Raw genomic sequence first — 16,670 nt, 5'->3', positions numbered from 1 at the left:
ATGGCCAGCCAAACATCCTGTCGCGCTCGGTGCTGACAAGCTGGCTGCGTTGGAAACATTTGCTGCCCAGCCATTTCGCGCCTGCTTGTGGCTCTCATGCAGGGTCACGCGCTGGCCAAGGCTGAGGCGCCTTCGGAGTTCGAAAGCCACGTTTCATGGCGTAACAGCAGAGTAAGTCTCAACCGATTGCAAAGGTGTCTCGATGGCCAACGTCCTGCGTGACTTCATCAAGCGTGCGCCGGCCAGCCCGGATTTAATGGTTGCGTTGATGCTGCTTCTGGCTGTCGCGATGATGGTCATGCCTATCCCGGTCGTGGTGGTCGACGCCCTGATAGGATTCAATATGGGGTTGGCCATACTGCTGATGATGGTTGCCCTGTATGTCAGTACTCCACTTGATTTTTCCTCTTTGCCCGGCGTTATTTTGATTTCCACTGTATTCCGTCTCGCGCTCACGGTCGCAACGACGCGACTGATCCTGGCCGAGGGGGAGGCCGGCAGCATTATTCATACTTTTGGCGATTTCGTCATTTCAGGCAATATCGTGGTGGGTTTCGTCATATTTCTGGTCGTCACCATGGTGCAATTCATGGTCCTCGCGAAGGGTGCCGAACGGGTGGCAGAAGTGGCGGCGCGTTTCACGCTGGATGCTCTGCCGGGCAAGCAAATGGCGGTCGACGCAGAGCTACGCAACGGCCACATCGATGCCAACGAATCCCGCCGGCGGCGCGCCGAATTGGAGAAGGAAAGCCAACTCTATGGCGCGATGGACGGCGCGATGAAATTTGTGAAGGGCGATTCCATCGCCGGGCTGGTGGTTATCTGCATCAACATGCTGGGTGGAATTTCGATCGGCCTGCTCTCCAAGGGCATGTCCTTCGGCGAGGTACTGCATCACTACACTCTGCTGACGATAGGCGATGCATTGATATCGCAGATTCCGGCCCTTCTGCTCTCCATTACTGCGGCGACCATCGTCACCCGTGTGACTGGGACGGCGAGGATCAACCTCGGTACAGAAATGGTCAGTCAGCTCACGGCCAGCACTCGAGCCTTGCGACTGGCGGCCGGCGTCCTGGTTGTAATGGGGTTCGTTCCTGGGTTTCCCCTCCCCGTCTTTCTGATGCTGGCCGCAGTGTTCGCTGCGGTAAGCATTGTCAAGGCTGATGTGCTGGGCGCCGGCACTGCCGATGCGAAAGGTGGAACTGCAGCGGAGCCTAAGCAAGCCGCGCCTGCGAAGGAATTCCCGATCGCATTTTTTCTAGCGCCAGATCTTATGCAGGCGGTCGATCAAGCCGAATTGCAAAAACATATTGGGCGCGTTTCGCTCCTGGTCACAGCCGATCTGGGCATTATCGTTCCTCGCATCCCTGTCTTGGTTGACGAGCAGCTGCCTGAATCGCAATTCCGAATTGATGTCGAGGGCGTGCCAGTCGAACAGGACGCCTTAGATCCAAACCAGATGGCGCTCCGAGCCGATGTAGCGCACGTCGACTCGAGCGGTGTCCCCCTTAGACGTGAGCCGAAAACGGACACACTCCCGGTTGAACATACCCCTGCAAAGGCCCTTACGGGCGCCGGCACGGAGCATAGGGCTCCCGGCGAACTCCTCGCCTTGCGCGTCCATGCAGCGTTGACCCGCTACGCACCGCGATTGGTGGGCATCCAAGAGACCCGACATTTCCTGGGCCGAATGGAGCAGGAATATTCTGAGCTTGTGAAAGAGGTGCTACGCACGACGCCGATTCCTCGGATTGCCGATGTTCTGCGCCGCCTCCTGGAGGAAGGTATCCCAATCCGCCACACCCGTCTCGTGTTGGAGGCATTGGCCGAATGGAGCGAGCGTGAGCAGAACGTTGCCCTGCTGACGGAATATGTCCGTTCTGGTTTGAAGCGACAGATCTGCCACCGCCATGCCAACACGGAGGGCATCGTGTCCGCCCTGGTCGTCGAGCGCGAGAGCGAGGATGTGATGCGTGGCGCGGTTCGAGATTCGGATGCAGGCCCCTATCTCGCACTGGAGGATCGGCAAAGCGAAGCGATGCTATCACAGATACGTCAGGTCCTTTCGAACGCAGAACCGGGTCAAACCCGCCCTATTCTGTTGACGTCGATGGATGTCCGACGTTTCGTCCGCGGCTTTCTGACGCGAAACGGGGTTGATCTCGCCGTGCTGTCTTATCAAGACCTCGCCTCCGACTTTACAATTCGCCCCGCAGGATCCGTCACACTCCCGCACGGATCGAACAGCGGATTGTTAGAGTAGTCCCACCTTTCCTAACTGAACGCCACGCGCCTCCCCGATAACTGAGAGATAACATGAATAGTAATACAGTTTCTCCATCGCCTATGTTTCTGCGCCGGAACTCACTTCTTTTTGCCGTACTCGCCATTCTGCCTTTGGGCGGTTGCGCCAGCTGGCAAAAGCCGGCTCTTTCCGTGCAGGAGACATCTTCCCCCGAGTTGCTCAGCGCCGATCAAATCGATCCGGCTATGCGCGAACGCATTTTGCGCGAAGTTGGTCAGGATGTTCAAGAGCGGGCTTTGCGGGATGAGGTGAAGCAGCACCCGGACAATGTTGATGCGGCGATACGACTTACAAATGCCTTGGTGGGCCAGAAGCGCCCGCACGAAGCGGTTGAGGTGCTCGACAGCGTCTTGGTTGCAGCCCCAGGAAACGTACGTGCATTGAATGCGAAGGGCGTGATTTTGGACATTGAGGGGCGGCATGACGCGGCACAGGCCCTGTATCGGCGAGCTCTCGAAAACGAGCCAGGCAATCAGATGGTGCAGCATAACTTCAATCTGTCGCTTGCCTTTAACGGCAAGTCCAAACAACCAAGGTTAGCACGATCGCAATAGGTGGGCACAGTGCATGCGCAGCCTGTTCCCCGGCTCGAACACGCGCTCGGCTCCCATCATAGATGGCCCCCTGAAGAGAGCCATATCTATGCAAAACAGTTGCTCCAGATCTGGCCGGCAGAGATCGGCAGGAGAGCCGGATGACATCACGCGGCCACCCGCAAGGCCACCCGCCTCGCTTCGTTGCCAGAGCGCCCTCTCCCTCGCCGGTCACCGTCTCGCAATGCGGCGACCTGGCTTAAGGCGGTCGACCGAGCGCCCGATGCAGTAGCCATGAATACGTAACGCAGCGATGGACCCGCCGGATCGTGTCGCGCTTGTGCTGGCCGTCCCTGCCATTACAGCACGGTGATTGTAGCTGGATCCTATTCTAGAGGCATCGATGGTGTGGATGCCTTCGATCCAAACAATCGATTTGTTGAATTCGTCCGCCTGAGGAAATTAGCTGCGGCGATCCGACTTCCGACGCCTGCAGGCGCAAAACCAACAGCGTGAGCGCTGCGGGTCCGGAGGCAGGCTGCAAAGTGCAATCACCAGCGCTGATAAGCGGCAAGTGAAGAATGTATCGCTCGGGCGACTCCTGTGTTGTGCACGGTTGCCCCGCGAGGTGAACTGTAGCAGCTTGGCAGCTCAGCGTTCACGAAAGGAGAAAAGATTTGGGGCCAAGCAAAGACCGGCTTTTTTGATTGTCTTGCTGTATCGCTATGGTGGGGCGGGCGCGACCGCTCCCATAATTCAATACGCTGCCTTTAGCGATGGACGATGACGGGATGCGTCGCCGAGACTTCAATGGTGGAGGAGCAGCGCACCCGTCGATCCATTTGCTTTCAGCGGCAACCGCCACTATGAAGCGACACTTCGCCCAACTGTGTTTCAAGCTGCCCGGAGAAGTTTATGACAGAAGAACCCCACAAGACCGACATCCTCATCGAGCTCACTGCCGATGTTGTATCAGCCTACGTCTCCAACAACCCCGTCCCGGCGGGGGAGCTTCCTGCCCTGATCGCCCAAGTGCACGGGGCTCTAAACGGCACGGCTGGACTCATACCGGCAGAAGAGCCTGTGCCTGTAAAAAAACCTGCTGTCCCGATCAAAAAGTCGATCGAACCGGACTACATCATTAGCCTTGAAGACGGCAAGAAATTCAAATCGCTAAAGCGCCATCTGGCGACGCACTATGGTCTGACCCCAGACGAATATCGCGCCAAATGGGGTCTGCCGTCGGATTATCCCATGGTGGCGCCGAATTACGCCGCTGCGCGCTCCGCCTTGGCCAAGACCATGGGACTCGGCCGCAAACCGAAAGAGCCGGAAGCCCCAGCCACGGCGCCGGCGAAACGGACCCGCAAGAAGGTCGCAGCCTAAATCCGTATCAACAGTCGTTCGGACGCGCAGCAGCCGTTGGCCCAATCTGCGCGGAATCAAAGGGCGGGGATGAGCCCCGCCTTTCCCGTCCAAGAGCCTCATTTCCAGAGTAATTCATGATGGCTCCAGCAATCCCTGCCGCGGCATTAACTTGCATGCTCCGGCCCGGGTTTCGAGCCGTCAATGCGTTCCGGCGATGACGAACCTTGCCAAGGCTTTCCCGGACCGTTAGCCAGCCTTGCTGAGGCTGCCTGCAGAGGACTTTCCCGTGCGGCGATCCTGTTCCACCTCGTAGTTGATCTTCTGGCCCTCATTAAGGGTCGACAGGCCCGCTCGTTCAACAGCGGAAATGTGGACAAAGACATCCTGACCGCCGTTGTCAGGCTGAATAAAACCAAAACCCTTCGTGCTGTTGAACCACTTCACCGTTCCAGTCGCCATATCCATTCCTTTGTAATAAGTCGCAACTTAGGCAGGCCATTCACGCCAGCCTGATTTGTACACGAGACTTTAGGCGCATCAAAATCGGAAAATTGCAAGGCCCACTCGATCGCCTGATCTCCAGCAGCAACTGCAACATATGCGAGGCGCGTGCCAGACGAGGCGTATGCCAGACGTTTCGTCGTGCGCTGTCGCTCGAACGTTGACAGAAACAATGACACACCTTGCAAACTCGGCACATCTTGTGGACGTGCTCGGGTCGCTTCTCGACTGCGATACCCGCTCCTGACCGGGTATCGTCGGCCAAAATGAGGGTTTTTGTCATGTGCCGCCAGACCGAAAGATCAGGCGCGCAGCGACCTGCACATTCAAACCGGAACCCGCGAACCTCGATTAGCTTCTGCCTGCTCCGAAGGGCGGTAGCCTGCTCTGAGGCGGGCCACTGTCGGGTTGAAAACCAACTGTCGGGTTCGGAACCCCAGATTGTCGGCAAGGTACGCGCCGCCCACTGGTTGGCCAAAGGGCACTGGCTCCTGATCCTGCCGCCATGCTCGCCCGATCTCAACCCGATCAAGACAGGTCTGCTCAAAACTCAAGGCGCGGCTGCGGAAGAAGGCGGCCAAAACTTTCGACGCTCTCTGCGGAACTCTCGGCGATATCTGCCAGCTGCTGGAGCCAAATCAAAAACCATTAATTGCGACAGGTGATTTTATGACATTCATTGCGAAGAGGCCAGAATGAACAGCGGAAGAGAGTAGCAGCTCTCTGGTCGCGGCGAGGTGGATCGTCGACACGATCGGCACCTGGCCCGTGCGGGGATCGCACCGCAGCCAGCACCAGAGCCAGACCTTGACCGCTTGCCTTGCTCAGGCGCCACAACAACGAGTGGCTGGAAGCAGATCCACGTGAACTCAGCGATATCGATCAGACGATGCTTACCCTCATGAAAGCCGATCCCGACGCTGTCCAGCGCCGCGAAATCCTGACCAGCATATGGCGCATCGGATGCCACCGCCTGCACACTCACCATCGACATGCCGGAACTCGGAACCAAAGGCCGCAAGCCTCGCCGGCCTCGGCAAAATGGAGCGGCCGCGCCTGGGCGGCCGGGCCAATGTTCGCCAGGCCCTCTACATGCCCGGCCCTTCGCCCTGCGCTTCAACCCCGACCTCAAGGCAAAATACCAGGCGCTAAAGGCGGCAGGCAAACCCGCAAAGGTCATCATCTTGTTGCGAAAGCTCCTCATCCTAGCAAACGCTCTCCTCAAGGCGCAGCGAAAATGGCCCCTAAAACCCTTGACCGAAACGGATACCTTAGCCTTTCAGGTGAGGCGGGCCGAGATAGACCAACCGCGGGTTTAACTTCGCGAGTTTAAGCTGATTATGCCGATGCAACTCTAGCGCCTGCGCGACCGTTTTAGCTTCCATCAACAAGGCGGCAGGGTGGGAGGAAGTACCCTCCCCTGCCGCGAACAAGCTTTGGACAAAGCCCCACCTTGTCCGTAATGTGATCGGGAGGCCGGGGCGCGGCGGTGCTCAGCGGATGTGACGCGCGAGATCTGCGACCCTACCCATCAGCACTTCCATCGGTCCTCGCTGGAAGACGCGCAGCCAAAGCACCGCAAAAGTGCTGATAACCACAACGAAGCCAAAGAGCGTGGACAGGCTCTCGTCTTTGAAAATGTTTATCTTCATAAGATAGGCTATTCCCGCAATGTGCAGCACATAGGCCGTCAAAGACATCGAGCCGACTGCGATTATTGGCCAGACCAGCTTTCGCAGACGCGGGAGCGCATCCACAGCGAGCATGCAAGCCGCCAAGATGATCATTGCGCAACCGGTGCTGCCCACGATCGAAAGCGTCGTTTCGCTATGAGGTGCGGCTATCCATGACGACTTGACTATAAATGACGACTTGGAAGGCTCAAAAGCGCCGTCAACGTCAGACCACCACAAGGAGGTTTCAGTCAAAGCGCGGGAACTCAGCGCGAGCAAGGATCCCCCATGGCCCAACACGGCCAGCGCGACCCCCGCCAGACCAAGGCGCCAATGCGCTGCTAGCGTATTAAGATTAAGGCGCGCGATGGCCATGCCAGCGATGAGGAAAGGAACCCAGGTCACCGCGGGATAGTAGCCGTTGACCATGAGGTTGAAGACCGGGTCGAGGAGGTTGGGGGCAACCGACAGAAGGGAGGAACGGACTTGCGGGAGAACTAATGCCGTAGCGGCAGCGATCAAGCCCAGCTGATATGCGCTGAGCCGATGGAGCGGCAATACCAACAAGAAGCAAATTCCGTAGTATTCTAGGATGACTTCGACCTGGGTACCGAGGCAGCCCAGGATTGAGCCAAGCGCGAGCAAAACAAGGGCACGAATTGCGACTCTGGCGATGGCCTGTCTACCGGCTATCCCCGACTTCGGCGCCTTGCGACCTGTAATCAGGAGGATTGAAAAACCGGCCAATACGGCAAACAGGGCCGACGGCCGCCCATGGGTTAGTTCCATCAGAAACCCGACTAGTCCTCCTTCGCCGGGGTCGGGACCGAGATGGGCGGCATACATCCCGAAGACAGCCAGGCCCCGAGCGAGGTCGATGCCGACCAGCCGATCTACTACCGACCCATTCCTAGCGTCGGCAACCGGTGCCTTCATTACCATGGTAGATTCCCTTGCTGGGTGTGTGGATCGCGGGAGCCGCGATAGGAGAGCCGGTCGGCTGCTGCCGTCGCCTCGTGAAAGGGTTCAAAACATCGCGCCATCTGGCGCATCGAGCCGGCGACAGAGCTGTTCAGCCATTAGCCTGGGGTAAGAACAACAGATCGGCTCACAAAGCCTGTGTCACGGACCTGAAAAGTGGTGTCGCGGAACCGTCGTTTTTTGCATGATGGCTAAGCCGAGAGATCCACTGCACCGACGAGAGACTCAGCGACGTTAGATATCCGATCAGTACGCCGCGGCTCCGCCGGTGACGATCACCCCGGGTGTCAAGGCCAGGGCGTAAACCTGCCATAATCTGTGGTAGTGCGCCCGCGACCAATCCGTTCGACAAAGCTCGGCGCATGGTCGAGCCAATCATATTCTTCCATGTGGCTGTTGCCTGAAAAACCGAAGACGCCGTTCGCTGGTCCAGCTGTTCCAGACCTCGGCCTGCGTCGGTCATTAGAACCGGCGCGCCTGTTTCCCAAATCAATTTGCTGATGCAGCCGCCGGGGGTCACATTGAGCAAAAGTGCCGAGGTCAGGACGGGTTTCATAGGGGCTCTTCGTTTGGCTTTGTTAACGACCCCTTTCTTGCAAGTTGTAGCTGACAGCAGCCTGAAAGCTCCCCAAATAATTCGCTGCCGCCGGTTCAGCCTATTGTCAGCTTCGACCAATAAGATGGGAGCCTTGCCCTCATACCGGAGCTCGGCAGCATGATGCGAATACTGCTCACTGAAGACGATAAGGACCTTGGAAGTGCTATGCACGATCATTTGGTGGCTGGTGGCCACGCGGTCGACTGGGCCAAGAACCTGTCCGAAGCGCGCGATTATGCAGCTGTGGTCGGCTACGACCTTATTTTGCTCGACGTTCACCTGCCGGACGGCAATGGGATCGACTATCTGCGGGAGCTGATCAAGGAACTTGAATCGGCACCGGTCATCATTCTGACAGCCTGCGATCGGATTTCGCATCGCATCGAGGGCTTCAACGCTGGAGCCGACGACTATTTGGTCAAGCCGTTCGATCTGGGGGAACTCTCAGCGCGTATCCATGCAGTGGCACGTCGCCATGGGCATTTTCCGGAGCCGCAATTTTCGGTTGGGACGCTTTCCATACAGGCAGCCGAGCGACGCCTCTTCCGCGACGGGCAGGAGGTCTACCTGACTTGACGCGGATGGGCGGTGCTCGACTACCGTCTGCCCCAGCCCTGCACGGTCGTTTCAAAAGGGAAGATCGTGGACGCGCTTTTCGGCAGACGGCGCTGATTCATACTCTAAAAGAAAATTCGGCTTCCAGTTGCCTTGGCCATGACTGCCCTTCCCGAAAGATGGGTGACAGTTCATTCCGGATAGATGGGTTACACTTTCGGCCCTTTGCAAGGAGAGCAAGGTGCCTTGGAAGGAGTGTAACGTCATGGAAGAGCGGCTGAAGTTCGTCGCCCGGCTGCTGGACGGCGAGAAGATGGCGGTGCTTTGCCGGGAGTTCGATATCTCGCGCAAGACCGGCTACAAGATCCTCACGCGCTACAACGACAGCGGCCTGGAGGGGCTGACGGACCGATCGCGGCGGCCCTATCGCCACGCCAATCAGCTTCCGTTTCAAATCGAGAAGCTGATTGTGCGCCTCAAGCAAGACAAGCCGACATGGGGTGCGCCGAAGATACGCGAGCGGCTGGCCCGGCTGTATCCGGATGTGCACCGGCCCGCGATCTCGACCGTGCATGCCGTGCTCGACCGCCGGCATGGTCGAGCGCCGCAAGCGCAGGCGCAACAGGGCGACGGGGACACCACTTTCAAACGGCTGTCGCCCTAACGATCTTTGGTGTGCCGACTACAAGGGCGAGTTCGGCAGAGAACACGGCCGGGACAGGGGATCACAAACACTTGACCGTTCCAGACCCTGGCAGTGGCGCATCGATTGACCGTTGGCTCTGTTCGTGGGCACCGAAAATAGGGCCTTCTTGGTCCTCGGCAGAGAATATGGCCCGGACGGGGGATAACAAACACTTGACCGTTCCAGACTCTGGCAGTGGCGCATCGATTGACCGTCGACTCTGTTCGCGAGCGCCGAAAATACGGACGACCCCTATGGTCAAAGTGCACTTCTGACCTGCTAGGCACTGTTCGATAACTGGAGGCACCCGCTACGGTGCCCTCGTATTTAAGACACCTGTCAGTTTCAAGCCTGGACATTGACGCGTGGCGCGGCTGCCATTCGTTGACCGCCACGTCGAATTGCCCGCCAACCAGTGTACAGCCGCCGGTGGTCACATTGAGCAAAAGTGCCGAGATCAGGAGGGGTTTCATAAGGCCTCTTCGTTTGGCTTTGTTAACGACCCCTTTCTTGCAATTGTAGCTGACAGCAGCCTGAAAGCCCCCAGATATTCGCTGGCGCCGGTTCAGCCTACTGTCAGCTTCGATCAATAAGGCAGGAGCCTTGCCCTCATACCGGAGCTCGGCAGCCTGATGCGAATACTGCTCATTGAAGACGACGACGACCTTAGAAGTGCTGTGCACGATCATTTGGTGGCTGGTGGCCACGCGGTCGACTGGGCCGAGGGCCTGTCCGGAGCGCGCGGTCATGCAGCTGTGGCCGGCTACGACGTTATTTTGCTCGACGTTCACCTGCCGGACGGCAATGGCATCGACTATCTGCGGGAGCTGATCAAGGGGCTTGATACAACGCCGGTCATCATTCTGACAGCCCGCGATCGGATTTCGCACCGCATCGAGGGGCTCAACGCTGGCGCCGACGACTATTTGGTCAAGCCGTTCGATCTGGGGGAACTCTCGGCACGCATCCGTGCAGTGGCACGTCGCCAAGGGCATTTTCCGGAGCCGCAATTTTCGGTTGGGACGCTTTCCATACAGGCAGCCGAGCGACGCCTCTTCCGCGACGGGCAGGAGGTCCACCTGTCTGGACGCGAATGGGCGGTGCTCGACTGCCTTCTACGCCGGCCCGGTTCGGTCGTTTCAAAGGGGAGGATCGAGCACGCGCTTTATTCATTCAATTCGGAGTTCGAGAGCAACACAGTGGAGGTTTATGTCAGCCGGCTCCGCAAGAAGATCGGCGGGGATAGAATAGCAACCGTGCGTGGCTCCGGATACAGGCTCGTGGTCACATGACGAACTCGAACAGCATGACGAGAAAGCTGATATCGTGGTTAGGCGGGGCAACGCTCCTGGTTTGGATCGCCGCCCCAACCATTGCTGCGTTCATTTTTTGCAATAATGTAAACGAAAGTTCGGATGACTTGCTCCAGGCGAGCGCAGAGTACAGAGAACCAGAGCTGATCAAGGTCTTGAATGGAAAACACGTTGATCAATACAATAACCACTTGCCAACTTACAAGTACTGGACCTATCGTGAGCAGGTTATTAATAAGTACGGGGTAGTGCTTATTTCCGAACCGGAAGAGGGTCAGCAGCCCTTCCCTGATGCTCCCCTGAGTAACGGCTTTTGGGGAAACGCTGATTACCGCGTCTACACAGAGGAGATCCAAGACGGCGTGTATCATCAGTTGGCCGAACCGCTTGATGGCCGCCGTACCACAATCGCGAAGGGCGCACTTTTTGTCTTCCTTCCGACACTCGTGCTCCTGCCCTTTAGCTTAGCTGTTTGGTGGATCGTGATCCGGCGCTCGCTGCGGCCAATCGAGGTACTGCGACAGCAGATCGGATCGCGCGACGGCGGCAATCTGTCACCAATGGACTTGGGCGATTTCCCGGCAGAGTTGGCTCCAATCGCGGCATCCGTCAATCGGCTTCTCGATCGTCTGCGGGCGGCTCTCGAGGCCGAACGCGAGTTCGCCGCAAACAGTGCGCATGAACTGCGCACGCCGATCGCAGGTTCAATCGCTCAGATGCAGAGATTAGTGGCCGAGCTTCCCAATGGGTCGGCCAAAATGCGTGCGCGCGGCATCGAGCAAGCGCTGTCGAGCCTTGGCCGCCTTGTCGAAAAAGTGCTTCAGCTCGCTCAAGCCGAATCGGGGGTTGGCATGGCGGATCACGCGATCGATCTTGTCCGATCGGTTCGGCTGGAAATCGACGACCTGAGGAAAAAGCCGCAATATGCCGGACGCCTGCATCTTAACGTCGACGGCTGCACCACTTTGATGCGCAAAGTGGATGTCGATGCGTTTGGGATCCTCCTTCGTAACCTGATCGAGAATGCGCTGATACATGGACTGCCCACTGTTCCGACAACAGTTTCCGTCCAAACTGATGGAACCATCGCTATTGCAAACGCCGGACCGGTGGTGCCCCTCCCCGACCTCGAAGGGCTTACAAAGCGATTTAGTCGTGGTGCTACTCCTGCTGCGGGCTCAGGCCTTGGTCTACATATCGCTAACATGGTTATCCAGCGGATCGGTGGCAGTCTAGAGCTTGCGTCGCCCGCCCGCGGTCGCAATGATGGTTTCGAGGCGATCATACGAATTCCTCAATGACACCGGTGAATTCGACGACAGTTGGACACAGGGCGGATTGCTGGCAAGGCTGCTGACAGGGCGAACTGTACGGCAGTATGTATACGGCGTAGAAATCGTACTTCACACAACGCATTTCGGCCGCGGCAATCAATGCCGCTATCATCGTCTGAGCAGTTCGATCGAAGCGACACGACATGATCGGCAAAATCGAAGGCTCCGCCTCACCGCTCGCTCGATTTCGCCCGGGGAGAAAAAAGGCCATCCGAGAAAGTGCAAGCCGCCGCGCAAAGGCGACGTGTCCAATTGTCTGGGTGCCCCTGTGCGCCGGCCCGATCGGGTTGGCGGGGTCCAGTAAGGACCCGGACCAACCATTCCATTTAGACGACCGGCAGGTTTTAATCGGCGTCCGGATCGCCGTCCCAAAATGCCCCAAGTATACGGCTAGAAAGGCTGCCAACGATCGAGCTTTGGTCGGAGGCGTGCTTGTCAGCGTCTTGGGTGCTTGACCGGCCTTTGCAATGGCCATCGCCATCGCAAGTATCGTGCGTGGCCAGTGAGACCGCAATTTCATCAGCCTGGAGCCGACCGTATCGGTGCTTTTTTATGATTTAGGGATTTTTCGTTTTCCTCTTGGATCATCACGGGTTTGGAGAGGATCTGGTGTTAAGTGCCATTCGGAGCGCCGGCGAACCGCCCGAAATTAATGTGGTCGAGTGATGAAGCCTCCCGAATGCGTTAAACGAGACCCTTTATGGCGGCCCTGGCTGACAACAGTCTGAAAGCTGCAAGCGGCATGCGAAAATGGGGCGATCCTGAATGACGACAGATGCTATCAACATGAAAGAGGCTCGCCCTGAAAGCTGAGCACGCTTTATGCTCAGGCTGCTGACAAGGCCAAAGCAGCGTAAGTGCGTAGTGAAATCCAAGGTCCACATGGGTCGTCGCGCGTCCCATGCGCCTGGGAAGGCGCCGGCCCGGCCAAGCTTTCCCAGCTCGTCCGCATGATGCTTCGCTGAGCGTCAATGGACGTTGGCGCGAGACCAAGGCGTCGTGCGTTGCAATCCGGACGGTCCAGGGTATCAGGAGTTTCACGGCCTCGGCCCGCTTGGCTGGCCACAGTTGAAGCTCCAACGTACCGGCTGGCACCGGGAAATTGGGCTCTGCGCTGCCTCAACGCTGATGGCACGGTCAATGCTTGCCTACCGATGGGGCCGCCCATGCCGTGATGCTGTCGGTCGACGTTCGCAAACCAGACCCTCGCGAGACCCAGCGAAGGGGCTCGCCGGTACGACGAGGGACCTTACCTCTTTATGCGCGGCATCATTAGCCTTACACGTCGTCCCTCGCGCTCGGGTCTTTGTGGGGCGGATGAAGTCCTGATCGCGGTGGCACTGCTGCATGTTTGCGTAAGACCCATCCAGTCACGATCGCGCTGTCCTTCGATGTCGCGGTGCTGATAGGCGGGCAGATCGGTGTGCGCGGCGCCCGCCAAAGGATCGTCGTCACGCCGGAGGAGGCGAGCGTCATAGCCGGCGCGCCGGCGAAAGGCGCTTTCTGTCGGATGCCCGACAATGTCGGATATCGCAAGTATCAAGGTTGGATCAAACCTTGCGAATCGGGGCTTTCTTACTTGGCACGGGGCATGCTCAGGTATCCGCAAACACCCAATGGATAACGAGCAGACTTCCCATGGCCTCACCATGCCGAAAGTTTCCCGGACGCATCCAAAGATGAGGCTCGCGTCAGGCCCAGCAACACGCTGACGGCTCATGTGGCTCGGCGTCGCGTGCCGATCCACTTTCTCCCAATAGGCGTTCGGGAGACATAGATCCTTCAAAATGAGGAACAGATCACTTTGCCAGGAACGCAGCCCATAACCCCACTCTCCCTACCAGAACTACCAAGCAAGCCCCGCACTCATGGGCTTCGCAGGACGTCCGTTGCGTCCGAGTTGGTCGGCGCGGGGCCGGCTCCGATCCCCGTCGCATGGGAGGACGGCAAGGCGAGGGATTTCGTGCTCGACAACGGCATGGAGGTGGTCGTCATTCCCAACCACCGGGCGCCGATCGTCACCCACATGGTGTGGTACAAGATCGGCAGCGCCGACGAGCCGCCGGGCAAATCCGGCATCGCCCATTTCTTCGAGCATCTGATGTTCAAGGCGACGACCAACCATGCGGGCGGCGAATTCGACCGCGCAGTGTTCGAGATCGGCGGCTCCAACAACGCCTTCACCTCCTCCGACTACACCGCCTTCTATCAGACAGTGGCGCCGTCGGCGCTCGAGCTGATGATGAGCTTCGAGGCCGACCGAATGCGAAACCTCATCCTGACCGACGATGTCGTCAAGACCGAGCGCGATGTGGTCATCGAGGAGCGCCGCTCAAGCACCGACACCAACCCGCAGGACGTTCTCCATGAGGAGATCGACGCGACGCTGTGGCAGAACCACCCCTATCGCATCCCGATCATCGGCTGGATGCAGGAGATCGAGCAGCTGAACCGCGTCGACGCCACCGTCTTCTATGAAAAGTACTACTGGCCCAACAACTCCGTGCTGATCGTGGCCGGCGATGTCGAACCGGACACGGTGCGGGCGCTGGCCGAAAAGACCTATGGCAAGGTGGCGCGCGGACCTGACCTGCCGCCGCGCATCCGGCCGGTTGAGCCCGAGCAGAACACCAGGCGCACCGTCACGCTCTCAGACGCCCGCGTCAGCGTGCCCAGTTTTTCGACGCAGTGGGTGGTGCCGTCCTACCACACCGCCAAGCCGGGCGAGGCCGAAGCGCTCGACCTGCTGGCCGAAATTCTCGGCGGCGGTAACCGCGGCCGGCTCTACCAGGCGCTCGCTGTCCAGCAAGGTATCGCTTCCAGCGCCCGCGTCTATTTCCAGGGCACTGTGCTCGACGACACCAAGTTCGCCATCTATGGCGCACCGCGCGGCGATGCCAAGCTGGCTGATCTCGAAGCGGCGGCCGCTGCCGAAGTTGCCCGCATTGCCGAGGATGGTGTCAGCAACGAGGAACTAGGCAAGGCCAAGGACCACTATTTGCTCAATATGATCTTTGCGGAAGACAACCTGGACTGGCTCGCCAGCATCTACGGCTCGACGCTGGCCACCGGCGGTACCGTGAAGGATGTCGAGGAACGGCCGAATCGCATCCGCAAGGTTACCCCCGAGCAAATCAAAGCAGTTGCCGCCCGCTATCTCGCGTTCGACCGTTCGACCACGGGCTATCTCTTGCCCAAGACGGAGAATCAAGAGATGACGCTCGGCGCTCGGCCCCATGCTGCGATGAACATCCAGGAGGTGAAGTCCGAAAAGGGCATCATCGCCTGGCTGGTGGAGGACCACACAGTGGAAATCGTCAACATCGGCTTTGCCTTCAAGGGCGGCACCAAGCAGGACCCGGTCGGGAAGGAGGGGATGGCCAAACTGATGGCCGGCCTGTTCATCGAAGGCGCTGGCCATTACGACAGCGGTGCCTTCCAGGTGAAGCTCGACCATGCCGGCGCCGAAATGAGTTTGGACGCGCAAAGCGACGACATCTACGGATCGATGTGCATGCTTTCCAAAAAGCAGGACGCGGCGTTCGGCCTGCTTCGGCTCGCGCTGAACGCGCCGCGCTTCGAGCAGGGGCCGATCGATCGCGTCCGCGCCGAGATTGTCTCCCGCATCGTCGGCAGCGAGCGAGACCCTAACGCCATCGCTCAGCGCAAATGGCTGCGCGCGATCTATGGCGCGCATCCTTGTTCAAGGCCGGGAGAAGGCACAAAAGAGAGCCTCCCCGGCATCACGCCGTCCGACCTCCGCGCCTTCCACCAGGCCATTTTCGCTCGCGACGGGCTCCATATTGCCGTGGTGGGTGACATTGACGCGAACACGTTGAGGGAAAGGCTTGACCAGCTGTTTGGTGATTTGCCTGAGCAACAAACCCTCGTCCCCGTCTACGATGTCGCGCCGAAACTCGGTCAACTGGTGGAGGAGAACTACGACCTGCCGCAGACTTCGCTGACGTTGGCCTGGCCTGGCGTGAAGCCTAGCGCGCCGGATTTCTACGCGGCCGTGCTGCTGAACGACATCCTTGGCGGCTCATACTTGACTTCCCGCCTTTACGAGGAGGTACGTCAAAAACGCGGCCTTGCCTATCACGTCAGCTCTGAACTAACCCTTGACTCGCTTCTGGTTACGACAGAGACACGCTCGGACTGCGCTGCCCAAACACTGAGCATCGTGCGAGATGTGGTAAAGCAGATGGCGCAGCAAGGACCGACCGGGGCCGAGCTCAAGGCGGCGAAGAAGCACCTGATCGGCGCCTATGCCATCGACCAACTGGGCTCGACCCGCTCGATTGCAGACCGGCTCCTGGATTTGCAGATTCACAAGGCCGACGTCGACTACAACCAGCGTCGCGCCCGCAGCATCGGTCGGGTGACGCTCAAACAGGTCAAGGCGGCGGCCAAAAAGCTGCTTTCGGCCGAGCCCGCCATTTTGGTGGTCGGCCCGCCGCTGGGCGGCAAGGATGAGTAAAGAAACTCATCACACCTTCCTTCTTCATCGGGGCTTCTCGTGGGAAGAGCGTTGGAGGCCCGTGGGCCAAGCAGATCATGCAGACGCGCGGAGTCGTTTTCGCCGACCTTGCGCGGCATTGGCGGTCCGGCGGCCTCTCGCCGAAATGGCGCTCCTCAGCATGTATGCCGCCTTTTTGCAGAATTCAGTCGCACGCCACCAGCAGGCATGGTGGATGAAGCAAACATCCGACTGCTTAATCCATCAATTGATGAACCGCGGGCACTCAAACTAACGAAACTGCTGTCTTTTCATCGGGCTAGCGTGGTCTACCAGCTGCTTTGCCGAGGCCCTACGACGAA

At 58.7% G+C, this 16,670-nt stretch carries 9 protein-coding genes and 3 pseudogenes; 10 read left to right on the top strand and 2 right to left on the bottom strand.

Annotated elements, in window-relative coordinates:
* Positions 1-202 precede the first annotated feature (202 nt).
* From sctV to EJ074_RS19050, 3 genes are all read left to right on the top strand, one after another.
* Positions 203-2,266 (top strand): type III secretion system export apparatus subunit SctV, encoded by a 2,064-nt coding sequence (sctV, locus tag EJ074_RS19060; RefSeq protein WP_024505383.1) that lies wholly within the window; start codon positions 203-205, stop codon positions 2,264-2,266.
* A gap of 53 nt (positions 2,267-2,319) precedes the next feature.
* Positions 2,320-2,862, top strand: coding sequence for a tetratricopeptide repeat protein (locus EJ074_RS19055; protein WP_081714429.1), 543 nt, complete (start codon positions 2,320-2,322; stop codon positions 2,860-2,862).
* 894 nt (positions 2,863-3,756) lie between these two features.
* Entirely contained in the window at positions 3,757-4,227 is a 471-nt protein-coding gene (locus EJ074_RS19050; protein WP_024505385.1) for a MucR family transcriptional regulator, read from the top strand.
* A gap of 228 nt (positions 4,228-4,455) precedes the next feature.
* Here EJ074_RS19050 and EJ074_RS19045 read toward each other — a convergent pair whose 3' ends face one another.
* Positions 4,456-4,668: a cold-shock protein gene (locus EJ074_RS19045; RefSeq protein WP_008874821.1), complete on the bottom strand. Its 213-nt coding sequence runs from the start codon at positions 4,666-4,668 to the stop codon at positions 4,456-4,458.
* A gap of 524 nt (positions 4,669-5,192) precedes the next feature.
* Here EJ074_RS19045 and EJ074_RS30390 point away from each other — a divergent pair.
* Positions 5,193-5,409: pseudogene (locus EJ074_RS30390) on the top strand (transposase); the annotation flags it as partial.
* A gap of 794 nt (positions 5,410-6,203) precedes the next feature.
* Here EJ074_RS30390 and EJ074_RS19040 read toward each other — a convergent pair.
* Positions 6,204-7,319: a DUF418 domain-containing protein gene (locus EJ074_RS19040; protein WP_245454732.1), complete on the bottom strand. Its 1,116-nt coding sequence runs from the start codon at positions 7,317-7,319 to the stop codon at positions 6,204-6,206.
* Positions 7,320-8,079: 760 nt separating this feature from the next.
* Here EJ074_RS19040 and EJ074_RS19035 point away from each other — a divergent pair.
* From EJ074_RS19035 to EJ074_RS19010, 6 genes and pseudogenes are all read left to right on the top strand, one after another.
* Positions 8,080-8,538, top strand: a complete 459-nt coding sequence (locus tag EJ074_RS19035) for a response regulator transcription factor (RefSeq protein WP_224570033.1) — start codon at positions 8,080-8,082, stop codon at positions 8,536-8,538.
* A 244-nt stretch (positions 8,539-8,782) separates the two neighbouring features.
* A pseudogene (locus EJ074_RS19030) lies at positions 8,783-9,215 on the top strand (helix-turn-helix domain-containing protein); the annotation flags it as partial.
* Positions 9,216-9,834: 619 nt separating this feature from the next.
* Entirely contained in the window at positions 9,835-10,494 is a 660-nt protein-coding gene (locus tag EJ074_RS19025) for a response regulator transcription factor (protein WP_024505389.1), read from the top strand.
* Positions 10,491-11,816: a HAMP domain-containing sensor histidine kinase gene (locus EJ074_RS19020; RefSeq protein ID WP_129553657.1), complete on the top strand. Its 1,326-nt coding sequence runs from the start codon at positions 10,491-10,493 to the stop codon at positions 11,814-11,816. Before EJ074_RS19025 ends, EJ074_RS19020 begins: the two co-directional genes overlap by 4 nt.
* 1,933 nt (positions 11,817-13,749) lie before the next feature.
* A pseudogene (locus EJ074_RS19015) lies at positions 13,750-15,054 on the top strand (pitrilysin family protein); the annotation flags it as partial.
* A gap of 9 nt (positions 15,055-15,063) precedes the next feature.
* Complete coding sequence (locus tag EJ074_RS19010; protein WP_236383468.1) at positions 15,064-16,329, top strand: pitrilysin family protein; 1,266 nt, start codon at positions 15,064-15,066, stop codon at positions 16,327-16,329.
* Positions 16,330-16,670 lie beyond the last annotated feature (341 nt).

The sequence above is a fragment of the Mesorhizobium sp. M3A.F.Ca.ET.080.04.2.1 genome, assembly GCF_003952525.1.
GTDB lineage: Bacteria > Pseudomonadota > Alphaproteobacteria > Rhizobiales > Rhizobiaceae > Mesorhizobium.
Note: the sequence above shows the minus strand (reverse complement) of the source record. Positions and strands in the feature narration are given on the sequence as shown.

Coding starts and splice junctions, on each gene's coding strand:
- sctV (WP_024505383.1), top strand. CDS start 203: ATGGCCAACGTCCTGCGTGACTTCATCAAGCGTGCGCCGGCCAGCCCG.
- EJ074_RS19055 (WP_081714429.1), top strand. CDS start 2,320: ATGAATAGTAATACAGTTTCTCCATCGCCTATGTTTCTGCGCCGGAAC.
- EJ074_RS19050 (WP_024505385.1), top strand. CDS start 3,757: ATGACAGAAGAACCCCACAAGACCGACATCCTCATCGAGCTCACTGCC.
- EJ074_RS19045 (WP_008874821.1), bottom strand. CDS start 4,668: ATGGCGACTGGAACGGTGAAGTGGTTCAACAGCACGAAGGGTTTTGGT.
- EJ074_RS19040 (WP_245454732.1), bottom strand. CDS start 7,319: ATGAAGGCACCGGTTGCCGACGCTAGGAATGGGTCGGTAGTAGATCGG.
- EJ074_RS19035 (WP_224570033.1), top strand. CDS start 8,080: ATGATGCGAATACTGCTCACTGAAGACGATAAGGACCTTGGAAGTGCT.
- EJ074_RS19025 (WP_024505389.1), top strand. CDS start 9,835: ATGCGAATACTGCTCATTGAAGACGACGACGACCTTAGAAGTGCTGTG.
- EJ074_RS19020 (WP_129553657.1), top strand. CDS start 10,491: ATGACGAACTCGAACAGCATGACGAGAAAGCTGATATCGTGGTTAGGC.
- EJ074_RS19010 (WP_236383468.1), top strand. CDS start 15,064: ATGACGCTCGGCGCTCGGCCCCATGCTGCGATGAACATCCAGGAGGTG.